The 12891-nt window shown below is 41.7% G+C and carries 12 protein-coding genes; 6 read left to right on the top strand and 6 right to left on the bottom strand.

Annotated features, from left to right (window positions below):
* Positions 1 to 9 precede the first annotated feature (9 nt).
* The 3 genes from lpxK to EOD41_RS08400 are packed head-to-tail and all read left to right on the top strand — an operon-like array spanning position 10 to position 3969.
* A complete protein-coding gene (lpxK, locus tag EOD41_RS08410; RefSeq protein ID WP_127704330.1) occupies positions 10 to 1074 on the top strand; it encodes a tetraacyldisaccharide 4'-kinase in 1065 nt (354 codons plus the stop codon).
* The gene (locus EOD41_RS08405; RefSeq protein WP_127704329.1) at positions 1037 to 1852 is read left to right on the top strand and encodes a purine-nucleoside phosphorylase; all 816 of its coding nucleotides are present in this window, start codon (positions 1037 to 1039) and stop codon (positions 1850 to 1852) included. The genes lpxK and EOD41_RS08405 overlap by 38 nt, the downstream gene beginning before the upstream one ends.
* Complete coding sequence (locus EOD41_RS08400) at positions 1852 to 3969, top strand: putative porin (RefSeq protein WP_127704328.1); 2118 nt, start codon at positions 1852 to 1854, stop codon at positions 3967 to 3969. Before EOD41_RS08405 ends, EOD41_RS08400 begins: the two co-directional genes overlap by 1 nt.
* 96 nt (positions 3970 to 4065) lie before the next feature.
* Here EOD41_RS08400 and EOD41_RS08395 read toward each other — a convergent pair whose 3' ends face one another.
* From EOD41_RS08395 to EOD41_RS08380, 4 genes are all read right to left on the bottom strand, one after another.
* Positions 4066 to 4539, bottom strand: coding sequence for a hypothetical protein (locus EOD41_RS08395; RefSeq protein ID WP_127704327.1), 474 nt, complete (start codon positions 4537 to 4539; stop codon positions 4066 to 4068).
* Positions 4540 to 4576: 37 nt separating this feature from the next.
* Entirely contained in the window at positions 4577 to 5059 is a 483-nt protein-coding gene (locus tag EOD41_RS08390) for a hypothetical protein (protein ID WP_127704326.1), read from the bottom strand.
* A complete protein-coding gene (locus EOD41_RS08385; RefSeq protein WP_127704325.1) occupies positions 5047 to 6618 on the bottom strand; it encodes a hypothetical protein in 1572 nt (523 codons plus the stop codon). The genes EOD41_RS08390 and EOD41_RS08385 overlap by 13 nt, the downstream gene beginning before the upstream one ends.
* A 153-nt stretch (positions 6619 to 6771) precedes the next feature.
* Positions 6772 to 8037: an asparagine synthetase B gene (locus EOD41_RS08380; protein WP_127704324.1), complete on the bottom strand. Its 1266-nt coding sequence runs from the start codon at positions 8035 to 8037 to the stop codon at positions 6772 to 6774.
* Between the two features lie 210 nt (positions 8038 to 8247).
* Between EOD41_RS08380 and EOD41_RS08375 the strand changes: the two genes are divergently transcribed.
* The gene (locus EOD41_RS08375) at positions 8248 to 8709 is read left to right on the top strand and encodes a peptidylprolyl isomerase (protein WP_127704323.1); all 462 of its coding nucleotides are present in this window, start codon (positions 8248 to 8250) and stop codon (positions 8707 to 8709) included.
* 72 nt (positions 8710 to 8781) lie between these two features.
* Positions 8782 to 9282 (top strand): DUF5606 family protein, encoded by a 501-nt coding sequence (locus EOD41_RS08370; protein WP_127704322.1) that lies wholly within the window; start codon positions 8782 to 8784, stop codon positions 9280 to 9282.
* A gap of 70 nt (positions 9283 to 9352) precedes the next feature.
* On the opposite strand, the gene EOD41_RS08365 is transcribed toward EOD41_RS08370, so the two are convergent.
* Complete coding sequence (locus tag EOD41_RS08365; protein WP_205780505.1) at positions 9353 to 9880, bottom strand: hypothetical protein; 528 nt, start codon at positions 9878 to 9880, stop codon at positions 9353 to 9355.
* Between the two features lie 156 nt (positions 9881 to 10036).
* Between EOD41_RS08365 and EOD41_RS08360 the strand changes: the two genes are divergently transcribed.
* Positions 10037 to 10984 (top strand): DUF3667 domain-containing protein, encoded by a 948-nt coding sequence (locus EOD41_RS08360; RefSeq protein WP_127704321.1) that lies wholly within the window; start codon positions 10037 to 10039, stop codon positions 10982 to 10984.
* Positions 10985 to 10988: 4 nt separating this feature from the next.
* On the opposite strand, the gene EOD41_RS08355 is transcribed toward EOD41_RS08360, so the two are convergent.
* Positions 10989 to 12743 (bottom strand): S41 family peptidase, encoded by a 1755-nt coding sequence (locus EOD41_RS08355; protein WP_127704320.1) that lies wholly within the window; start codon positions 12741 to 12743, stop codon positions 10989 to 10991.
* Positions 12744 to 12891: the final 148 nt, after the last annotated feature.

Here is a 12891-nt window from a genome sequence, read left to right as displayed (position 1 = left end):
CCATTTGTTATGAAATACCTGCGCCTGCTTTTATTTCCTTTTTCGCTGTTATATGGGCTGGTGGTGAGCATCCGTAACTGGTGTTATGATGCAGGGTTGTTTAAAAGCTATACGTTTAAGCTGCCGGTTATATCTGTAGGCAACCTTGATGTTGGCGGGGCGGGAAAAAGCCCTATGACAGAGTATCTTATCCGCCTGCTAAAAGATCAGTATAAAATTGCCACGTTAAGCCGCGGCTACGGCCGTGAAACAAAGGGTTTTATTCAGGCGGATAACACATCTACGGCTACGCAGATTGGCGACGAGCCGGCACAGTTCAAGCATAAATTTCCTGACGTTACCGTGGCTGTTTGTGAAGACAGGGTAACCGGTATTAAACAATTAGTAAATTATCACGAAGTCATTATTCTGGACGATGCTTACCAGCACCGGAAGGTAAAACCCGGTTTCAGCATTTTATTGTTTGATTATACACGGCTAAACGAACCACGCCTCGTATTGCCCGCTGGCAACTTGCGCGAGCCTTTCATTGGCCGTTGGCGCGCCGATGTTATCGTGATCAGCAAATGCCCGGCAAACTTATCAACCGATGAGCAGACAGCCATCGCCGAAAAAATAAAGCCGTTTCCATTTCAACAATTGTTTTTCACATCGATAGCGTATCAGCCTTTACGGACTATGTCAGGCAATAATTCACAGGTTGCTATCGATAACAATACAACAGTTTTCCTGTTGACAGGAATAGCCAATACTTTTCCCCTGCTGCAGTATCTGCAAGGTTTTACAACGAAGATAATTCACCATAAATATCCCGACCATCATCCCTTCAGCTTAAAAAATATCACTAAACTTGCCGCTGAGTTTGAGGCTTGCCCGGCAGAAAAAAAACTGCTTATCACAACAGAAAAGGATGCGCAACGTTTAGGTGAACAGCACCTGCTTCCGCTGGTGAGCAAACTGCCGTTTTTGGTGTTACCAATAGGGGTTGAATTTTTAAATAATGGGCAGTTACAATTTAACGATTTGATTTTACAATATGTTAGAGAGCATACAGCGCACCGCGGCATACATTAAAAACCGCATAGGCGATTTTGAGCCCGAGGCAGGCATTATTTTAGGCACCGGTCTTGGCGGACTTGTTAAGGAAATCCAGATTGAAAAACAACTAATGTATGCCAACATCCCCGATTTTCCTATTTCAACCCTTGAGTTTCATTCGGGTAAGTTGATATTTGGTACTCTTGGCGGTGTTAAGGTAGTAGCCATGCAAGGCCGTTTGCACTATTATGAAGGCTATAACATGAAGGAAATAACCTTCCCGGTGCGTGTGTTGAAGGCCCTTGGCATTAAAACGTTGTATGTGTCAAATGCCAGTGGCTCGTTAAATCCGTCGTTTAAAAAAGGCGACCTGATGATTATTGAAGATCATATTAACCTGCAACCACAAAACCCGCTTACAGGCCGTAACGAAGAAGAGCTTGGCCCGCGTTTCCCTGACATGAGCCAGCCTTACCGTATTGATCTGATTGCCAAAGCGCTTGATATCGCGGAAGCAAACAATATTATATGCCATAAAGGAGTTTATGTAGGCGTAACAGGCCCAAACCTTGAAACCCGCGCCGAATACCGCTATTTACGCATAATAGGCGGCGACGCGGTGGGTATGAGTACTGTGCCAGAAGTAATTGTTGCCAACCACATGGGTTTACCTGTTTTTGCAATATCTGTTTTAACCGATGAGGGCTTCCCCGAAGAACTGAAACCTGTTTCGCTTGACGAAATTATAGCCGTGGCGCAGGAAGCTGAACCAAAAATGACCTTGATTTTAAAAGAACTGATAGCCGGAATTTAATGCACGCAAGGCTGAAATATATTTTTTTATTGCTGATAGGCTTATCGGCGCATGCGGCGTTTGCCCAGTTTCCAAGCAACAACAGAAACAACCAGTACCCCGGCCAGCGTATGCCCAACTATATGCGCGATACTGCCAAAACAACTTCGCAAAGGCAGCTTACCGGCGACGAGCTGATGGATACCCTGCGAAAGCGCGAGGAAGAAAAAGAAGATTCGATAGTGTTCAATTCAAGCTTTATCAGGGTAAGTAACGAACGCTTTCTGAGCGACAGCACACAGGTATTTGCCATTGATACGGGATTGGTAAATTTTGAAAATTATAGTCCGCTGCTACAGCCGCGAAGCCCACGGATAAGTTTGGGCGGATATACAGGTATAACGCAGCGTCCGTTGTTGTTCGAGCCACTCAAAACAATCGGCTTTGATGTAGGCATGCACGCCCTCGATCCGTATCTACTTAACCATGAAGACATCAATTATTTCAAAGCACGGGTGCAGTATACGAACATCTTTTATGTAGGAGGCGGCAAAAAAGAGCAATTTGTACGCATTACACACACACAAAATGTAAAACCCGAATGGAACGTAGGTTTTAACCTGAATTTTAACGGATCGCGCGGATTTTACAGTACCGACAACGTGTTGCGACAAAATGTTAGCGATGTAAATGCTGCATTTTTTACCTGGTACGAATCAAAGAACAAGCGGTATAACATACTCGGCAATATTGTTTATAATGACCTTAAAGCACCGGAAACGGGAGGCATTCTGAATGACACGGTGTTTACCGGGCAGGGATCTGCAACCATTTTTGGAAAAGCCTTCGCCCCGGTACGGTTGCCTAACAGCTATACACGATGGAAACAGGCAGGCGTTTATATAAAACAGTTTTACTATATAGGCAGAATAGACAGCGTACGTAACAAAGGTACCGGTAAGATACTACCAACGCAACGGGTTACCCACACCATTAGTTACGATCGCCGCCGGTATCAGTTTCTGCAGGATGATGAAGACACTTATGGCGTTTTCCCCGATTGGTTTTATACTTCACGCGTATCAAACGACTCGCTGACGGTGAACCAGTTACATAATGATTTTTCATACAGTTTTTACCTGCGGGGAAAATCTGTCGCCTTTGTTAAAAATGAAATGAAACTTGATGTGGGTATAGCGCATGATTTATATAATCTTACCCAGCACGTTACCGATACGGCCTTCAACGAGTTTGGAACGCAGTACATACGCCGCAACAAGGTACAAAACACAATATTTCAAAACATAACGCTGAAAGCCCGGGCCAGCTACCGTTTCAGCAACCGCATATTGCTTGAGGCCGATTTACGGCAAATAGCACAGGGTAGAGATTTTGGAAACTTTTTGTACGATGCTAAGCTAACGCTGGGCGGCGGTAATAAACTTGGCCGGGTTATACTGGGCGCTTATCAGCAAAACAGTTCGCCGCCGCTTGTTGCTACAAACTGGATATCGAACCACTACATTTTTCATAACGACTTTAATAACGTAAAAACCACTAACGCGTCGTTCAACTACATAAACGAGGCGCTGCAGCTTGACGTTAAGGCGGAGTATTTCCTGATAAACGATTACATTTATTTTACAGCAGCGCCCGGCAGTAAAGACGCTCATCCCGAGCAACTAAGCAGCCCTATAAACCTGATAAAAATAAGCCTGGGTAAAAACCTGGCTTGGCGCCGCTGGCACCTGGATGCTTATGGCGTTTATCAGAAAACCGACTATCAAAGCACCCTGCGCACGCCCGAAGTGTATGCTTACGGAAGCCTGTATTTTGCATCAACGTGGTTTAAGGTGCTTAACAATAACTTAGGTGTCACAGTACGCTATAACACGCCATATGTTGCACCATCATACGCGGTGGGATTGGGCCAGTTTTATAACGGGCCTGATGTTACATTCAGTTCGTATCCGGTTGCTACAGCCTTCTTTAAAACCACGTTATACAGCGCAAACATATTTGTGCAATACGATTACATTAACCAGGGATTGTTAAGCCGCGGTTTTTACACCGTTAACCGATACCCTATGCAGGACGCGTTGCTGAAATTTGGCGTAAGCTGGACGTTCTATCAATAAGTTTATTAAACCAAGAACTAAAAATTAAGATAAAACTTTCTATCGGCAAGTTTTTTTGAGTCTTAAATCCTGATTCTTAATTCTTGACTCTTACGCTTATCGTACAGGCTTGTACAACTTGGTTACTATGGGTTGCGCGTTGAATGTCAGCTTTGTGTACATATTTGAATCAAACGCGAAATAGTTATTGGTGATCCAGGTTTCCTCAACAGCGTTTACGCAGTAATCATTACCATATACCCAAAACAATGGAATTATAATCCCGCAATCTTTTAGTTTTTTGGCAGTGATGAATTCATTTAATAACTCCAGCTTAAAGCTGCCTTTTATTTTGTTAAACTCCTCGCGCAGCAAATCAGGCGCGCTGTCTGATATTTTTACGTCAACTACCTTACCCTTACCGTCAATATCTATCAGCATATTGGTAAAAGCCGGAGTACAGGTTTGCCGCAAAAATGCCGGGTACACCAGCATACGCTGAATATTTTTTTTAAAGGGCTCAAGCTGTGTTTGGGCGTAAACTGAGCCCGATAATAGAAATGCAATTAACAAGGCTAAGTATGGTTTCATGCGGGGAGTTGTTTTATCAATTACCTTGTAGAAATAGTTATTTTTCTGTAGCGGGTGCAACAAATTTAGTTGACATGAGGTTTGGAATTAAAATAGCGGTTGGGTCGGTATTTTTTAATTGCCAGTATATTCCATTAAGTGTTTCTACAACCTCACTGGGGGTAGGCAAGTAGTCATCAGGCTTAGGCTTACATATTTGAGCGTTATCTATATAATAATAAAAAACAACCGACCGCCCCTTCAATTTCATTGTGTTTGGAAATTGATACCCCAATAGAAAATCAAAACTTTTCTTCATCGCTTCGGGTGGACTATTTAAAAAATTATACTTTACAATTTTGTTTGAAGCATCAGTTTTAACACGCACTACTGCATATAGCCACTCGCAATTATATTTCAGCTCATCAGGAACTTTATAATTATTGAGAAATTTAACAAAATTTTGTATTTCAATTGATTGAGCACTTGCCATAATTGGAAGAAACATCAAAACAACTAATATTCTAATTATGGTGTGCATGGCGTTCCTTGTTGACCTGATAAATACTTTTGATTTGCTAATGCAATATAATTTTTTTCTGTTTGACTAAGGCTATTATATAAATCCGGTGCATCTTTTTGAAGTCCACCCCAAGCCAAAGCCGTTGCATTAGATAATGTTAAGTTAGGATAAATTAATACAAGTTGTTCTGCCATAGTAGAAATATAGTTTCGAGCCATATCCAGATGTTGATTAACAATTGTTTGTGAATTCCACAAATAAGCGTGTAGAGCCTCGTGTAAAATCGTTGCTGTGATATATTCCTTAGAAGCGTTACTTAATCGAGTTTTATTTAAAGATATTTCCAAATCCATTTTTTCTACAACAACTCTATTAGTTCCAGATTGAGTGCTTTTAATAATAAATGAAATATCTGTAGTTCCATCGATATTTGAATTCGAAAAGCTGCTTCCATTTGCATCTTTAAAAATTAAGTTGACATCCGTATTACTTCCAAAAATACTTTTCATTGATTTTCCAATTACAAACTGAATATCACGATTGATCGCATCTTGAACCATTTTTTTTAAACATGGGTCTTTTACATTATTAATAATTATCGGCGCTTCGTCACACGGCGGCGGCGTTGTAGGCGGCGGGAAACCAGTGCCTGGATTTGCCGGTGCGTTATAATGTGTTGTTAAGCCCCCTTTTTTTTTCGCAACACTTGCCGGCCCCGGCTCGCAAGGTGTTGTTTGCGGCGCACCGGGGCTTGAGCTTCCACCACCGCCTGAACTACCGCCGCCAGTAGCCGGAGGGGGAATACCTCCGTCAACCGACCCATAAATTGTGCGGCATGATGAATCCAAATAAACCCACTTGCCATCTATTTTTTGGTACCAGTCAGTACAATATGTAGCAATTGCAACATCATTGGTATTGGTATTTACCCGTAACCTGTGTGTGGTTTTACTTCTATTAAAAATCTCATTGTTGGTGGTAACTGTTTGCCCCGGGCGCAGCCTTTCTGTTATGCTACCATTTTTATAAAGCCATCCGTTCACAAATTGTCCATCTGGCGTCGAATATAATACGGCACCCGAAAAATCATCATCGCGTTTGTTATACTTAATGCTATCAAGCTTCGATGGGTTATTATTGATATAAGCAGGATCGGATATAATAGTCATTATAAAAGCTTTATACGTGTCGTTATTTTTCAACACTAAAAATGAGCTCTTACTGTATTCCTTTGGATAGTTAGCGCTATCTGTAACATTGCTTACCATGCCGGCGCCTACCGCGCCTGTAGCATCTTCCGGTAATTCCATCACTTCATCGCCAAAACGTTCATAAGTATCGGCATTATCCCAATCAGGCTGAATTAGTTGACTAAAATCAATACCGTCATCAATATCGTTTGTTTTCTTTCCTTTAAACGGATAAGTGGATTCGTACCATGATTTGGCATCCACAAATTGTTCGTGCTCAATTTGTGGCGCTGATGAATGGATGTCTTTACGACAACTGTTGGTTATAAACGCAATTAATGTTGTTGCAATTAATAAATAAAGAGATTTTATTCTTACAGATTTCATATACAAGGTTTGGTGCTCAAATTTACAATTTGCGTTAAACGAAACCTATACGTATTTCTACCTGTTTTTAGTTGAGAATCAAAAGCCAGGAATTAAGATCAAAAAAGGAACTATTCTTTTTGATTCTGATTCTTAACACTTGATTTTCCTCCCCTATGTCTTCTGCTTCTTTTTGTTAGCCGCCGGAAAAAGCACATTATTGAGTATTAACCTGTAGCCGGTTGAGTTAGGGTGCAGTTTCAGGTCGGTTGGTGGGTCGCCAACGGCGTGCTGGTAATCTTCCGGATCATGACCGCCGTAGAATGTCCATTGGCCTTTACCATATTCGCCATGTATGTAGCGTGCCTCATTTGCGGTTTTCATTTCGCCCATTATGGTAACGCCGGGCTTTATAAAGTTTTTGTTGAAAGCCGTGGTTAAGCCCATAAAACCTTTAATTACCTTGTCGTGGTCTTGAGTGAGCATGCTTGGTACCACATCATATTTGGCCGAGAAATCAAACAGCGTAAAGAAGTCGCGGTTACGATCAACGTTGCGGCTGGTGTTCACATCAATGTCGCTAAACTGGTGCGACATTGGGTTCATATCGATATGGAAATCTTTAAACGCGAAAGTGCCGCTGAAATCAAGCTTGCTTTGGGCGGCACGGTCGGAAGGGTCTCCGTCAAACATGGTTTCACAGATATCGGTATTGGCTGCCGCTAACGCAATGTCGAACGTATCGGTACCGGCGCACATAGCAAACAAAAAGCCGCCACCGGCACAAAACGACTGTATGTTTTGTACCACGGCCAGTTTCATTTTCGATACCTTTTTAAAACCCAGCTTTTGCGCGGTAAGCTGCTGCGTTTTCATGTCGTCCATATACCATTGCTCGAAACGGTAAGCGCCATAAAACTTGCTGAACTGCCCTGTAAAATCTTCGTGGTGCAGGTGCAGCCAATCGTATTTGGGTAGTTCACCTTTTATTACTTCCTCGTCATACAAAACGGTATAAGGTATTTCGGCATACTTAAGCACCATGGTAACGGCATCATCCCAGGGCAATTTGCTTTTGGGCGAATACACCGCGATCTTGGGCGCCTTTTGCAGCTTCACCACATCCATGTTTACCGATGGATCGCTTACTTCGGTAATGATGTTGTTAGCGGCTGCATCGGCAATAACCTGGTAGCTTACGCCACGTATCTTACATTCGTCTTCAAGCTTTTTGTTATAGGCCATCATAAAGCTGCCGCCGCGGTAGTTAAGCAGCCAGTCGACCTCCAAATTATTTTGTAACACCCAAAAAGCTATACCGTAAGATTTCAGGTGATCTTTCTGCTCCTCATCCATAGGTATCAGCAGCGAGGCTGCTTTTGAGGTGAAAGCGGAAAGCGTAATGCAAAAAGCCAGAAGGTGTATAAATATTTTTTTCACTATAAACGAACTTACTCAAATGTAACGATAAAATGAGGTGAAATGCATAAGTAATCAGATCAATGCTCTAATGTTTTAACACTAAATGCACAACTTATTAGCGATGGGTTTAAAACCCATCGCTAAATAACATTTTCAAACTTTTACATCTCTTACAGCTCTTTCACCTTCCTCCTTTTTTGCTACCTTTGCACCCTGATATTTAGAAACATGAGCAAAGCAATAATAAAAACTGAAAAGGGCGACATGACCGTAGAGTTCTACGATAACGACGCTCCAAATACCGTAGCCAACTTTAAAAAACTTGCTAAAGAAGGCTTTTACAATGGCATAGCCTTTCACCGTGTAATACCAAACTTTGTGGTTCAGGGTGGCTGTCCGTTCTCAAAAGACCCGGCAACGGCTTACCGTGCAGGCAGCGGTGGCGCAGGCTATAATATTGATTGCGAATTAACCGGCGAAAACCAGTATCATGATCGTGGTGTATTGTCAATGGCGCATGCCGGCCGCAATACCGGCAGCTCACAATTTTTTATTTGCCACAGCCGTACAAACACCGCGCACTTAGACCGTAACCATACCTGCTTCGGTAAAGTGGTTGAGAATGTTGACGTGGTTGATGATATCCGCCAGGGCGACAAAATTTTAGGCATCGAGGTAATTGAAGAATAGGTAAAAGAGATTAGAGGTTAGAGATTAGTTAATTACAACTGATCTCTGATCTCGAATCACTAATCACTAAATATGAATTTACAAGGAATAGTAGCAGTATCCGGCAAACCGGGTTTATGGAAAGCTTTGGCGCAAAACAAAACCGGGTTTATATTGGAAAGTCTCGATGGGAATAAAACCAAGTTGGTAGCCAACCTGTCGACAGCTAAATTGGCCGCGCTTGACGAGATAACCGTTTTTGGCGACGATGAGGACCTGAAGCTGAAAGATATTTTTGCAAATATAAAAGAGGCATCAAGCGTACCTGATGCAAAAGCCGACGGTAATACACTGCGCAAGTTCTTCAGGGAAGTGGCACCAGGCCATGACGAGGAAAAGGTTTATGCTTCAGATATGAAGAAGATCATTTCATGGTTCAATATCCTGAAGGATCTGCCGCTTTTTGACGAAGCCGAGGCTACCGCTGAACCCGCTTTGGAAGAAGCGCCTGTTGAAGCACCCCAGTCCGAAGAAACTGCTGAAGAAGCAAAGCCAAAAGCGAAAGCAAAAAAGACAGCTAAAAAAGCAGAATAATTTTTAGAGCATAATTAAAAAAAAAGCGCCACCGGGATTTCCGATGGCGTTTTTTATTAAGAGGAAGTTATTAGTGTTTATCATGACCTTTGCCCCGGCCGTTACCATGACCATGGCTTTTCACTTTAACCTTGGTAAAGTTCTTTCTTCCCTTGTCATTATCAACCTTTACATGGGTGACGGTCTTTTTTGAGGTGCGGTACTTAGTGTATTTCACATCATGACTGTTACGGATAATGGGCTGGCTTGGCTTGCCTTTATACACCACATATTTGTTATGTATAACGGTATGATTACGCCATGGTTCAGGATCATTTATTACTACTTTGTAACCATTATAAACGTTATAATTGCTATAACGGGCAGGCAGATAAGTACGGTGTACCCAAACATTATTATCTAAATAAACATAACGCCTGTTAGGTACGTCGTAGTAAGCGTCAACGTCAGGCAGGTAGTAATAATTTACATAATCGTACCCAACAGGGCCCCAGGCCGGCTGGCTGCCTATGTTGATGTTTACACTTATTTGTGCACTAACTTTTTGAACGGTAAATACGCTTAGTGCTATTGCAGTTGTTAATATCAGCTTTTTCATAACAATTTATTGTTGTTTGTATGTATGACAATCATATAGCAAAAAAAGTTTAATAAACTAAGGGTATTGGAAATGTAACATCCTTGAAATACATCATTTGTTAATATCTTAGGTACACTGATGCTTTATTTTAGTATTTTCAGTTCGTAAAATATTATGCGTTATACAGTTAATACCGATGCCGGCGAGTGTCCGTCGTGTGGTGCGGCCTTTCAGGGAAAATATTGTCGTAACTGCGGCGAAAAGGTATTTCATCCTTCAGACCTCGGTTTAAAAAAATTCACCTCGCAAACGGTTGATATATTCACCCATTTCGATAGTAAATTTTTACGCAGTTTAAAGTACCTGATGCTAAAGCCCGGCTTTTTGGTTAAAGCATATATAACCGGTAACAGGGTGAAATATGCCAAGCCAATGCAGGTTTTTGTACTGGCCAACGTATTGTTTTACTTTGTTACCCACATTTTAGGTATAACCGATTATTCACCAAATTTTGGCGACCATTATTACTTTGGCTTAAGCGGATACTGGATATTTCAATGGACTGAAGGTTTTGACAACTACATTGCCTCGGCTATTGATCAGTTAGGCGCTTGGAAACAACATCAACTGCATTTAAGCGACAAGCAATTTTATTATACCTTCTTCGAGAATAGCTGGATATATTCAAAAACTTTTATCATACTGCTTATTCCTCTATTTTCTGTAGCTACCTGGGTGGCTTATATAAGGAGGTTTAAATATTTTGGCGAAGCGGTTATCTTCGTGGTTTATTTCCTGTCGTTTCAGCTTATTACCTTTTGTGTTATCACACTTATATTAAATGGCTTTAATGTAAATATTTACCAGCCTTTTAATTGGTTGTTTTTCAAAACGCCCGTATATCATGTAACCAATATATTTTTTAATAACAGCTTTGAATTTCAAAACTTGCTGCTATGGTTTCCTTATCTGTACTTTGCTATACAGCGCGTTTACAAAGGGCATCCGTTACTTACTGTAATAATTACATTTTTATTAAGCAAGGTATTGTTCTTTCTTACTTTCGGGGTTTACAAGAAACTGCTTATCGTGCTTACTATATTGTTAATGCACCACGTATAAATAATTAATCTTCGTCCTCGTCGTCATCGCTATTAACAGCGGCATTTTTCGCAAGTAAATCGGTACGAGGTTTACCTATGATTTTATAGTTGCCTTCACCTTTTAATATCGAAGCCAGCAGGAGCTTGTTCTGCATGGTTTGTACAGCGCTTGCCAGTTCTTTATCGTATTTAAAATGCGCCTCATACCGGCCTTTTTCATAGTAATAACGCGCAGCTATCTCGTTTTCAAGCAATTCTTTTATTTCCTGTTTATGCTGACGCAGATCGTTCTTTTTACTATTAAGCAGTTTGTTACGTAACACATCATACTCAGCCTGCACTTCAGTAAACTGTTTTTCTTTAGTTGCCTGGGCTTTTAACTCGTCAAGCAATTTCTCAGATACTGTGGTGTACTTATAATCTTTACCTGCCAGATATTTTATAAAATCCTCATATTCGGCATCAGTAAGCGCAAACGAACGTGCATCGGCTATTTTAGAATGCGTCTGCTTGTATTTGGTAGCATAATCAAATACCAGAAGCTTCCCTACCAATGCCTGGGTAACACGTGCAAATTTATCACGCGGAATTTCCAGGTCAGGATATACGCCGCTGCCATCAAAAACGGAACGGCCATTCTTAGTTTTAAACTCATGTATTAGCGAGTCGGCTACTTTAACCACGCTGCCATCATTGTTACGGTGGGCATAATCAAGCTCCTGCACGCAACGGCCCGAAGCGGTATAATACTTAGCCACGGTAATTTTTACCAGGCTATTGTACGGCAAGCTGAACGACTGCTGTACAAGCCCCTTACCAAAGCTGCGCTGGCCGATAATAACGGCGCGGTCAAGGTCCTGCAGCGTGCCCGCAACAATCTCCGATGCCGAAGCGGAACGGCTGTTCACCAAAACAACCAGTGGCAGTTCGGGCTCAACAGGAGTGTTGGTAGTGGTATAAATAAAGTTCTTCTCTTTTATCTTACCTATCTGCGATACAACCTTTACTCCCTTTGGCACAAACAGGTTGACGATCTTTACCGCTTCCTGCAGTATGCCCCCGCCATTTGAACGCAGGTCGAGAATAATACCTGACGGATTATTTTTCTTAACCGCAACCAGCGCGTTGGTTACTTCCTCAGCCGAACGCTCCAAAAATTTGTCCAGCTTGATATAACCCATGTTCCCGCTTACTACGCCATAATAGCTAACATTAGGTTGCTTAATTTCATCGCGTGCGATGTTTTTTACAACAGGTTGTGCTTCGCCGGGGCGTTTTAACAGCAATTTAACTGTACCGCCTTTAGGGCCTTTCAGCAGCATGCTCACCTGATCGCTGTTCTTGGCGTTTAGGTCGATATCATTGATCTTCACGATTTGATCGCCTACACGTATATCATTCTTCTCGGCCGGGAAACCTTCAAACACATCCGAGATGTACACTTTATCATCACGCGAGAAAATGCTGGCGCCTATACCTCCGTACTGAGTGCTTACATAATGCAGCTTGTAATCTTCAATTTCCGATTCGGGTACGAACTCGGTATATGGATCGAGGCCGTTAAGCATAGCATCAACCCCAGTTTTCACCATTTTGGCAGAGTTAATTTCATCAACATAATTCATGTTGACTTCTTTATACAATGAAGCAAAAACGTCCAGGTTTTTTGATATCTGGAAAAGATCATCCTTAAATCCCCAAACAACAACTGCAAACGCTAATAAACCTGCTGTAAATAGTTGTACTTTATATTTTCGTGGTGATGCGCCCTTGTTCATCCTGTTTTAACATAAATAAAATATAAATGTACAAAATGCCTGTTAAAGAATATTATGCGGTCTGTCAAAAATACACAGCAACCAAATTCGGGCTACATCAATTAGTTAACACTTACAAAGCGGCAGGCGGATGACGTGCACAAACAGT

Source organism: Mucilaginibacter limnophilus (genome assembly GCF_004005815.1).
GTDB lineage: Bacteria > Bacteroidota > Bacteroidia > Sphingobacteriales > Sphingobacteriaceae > Mucilaginibacter > Mucilaginibacter limnophilus.
Note: the sequence above shows the minus strand (reverse complement) of the source record. Positions and strands in the feature narration are given on the sequence as shown.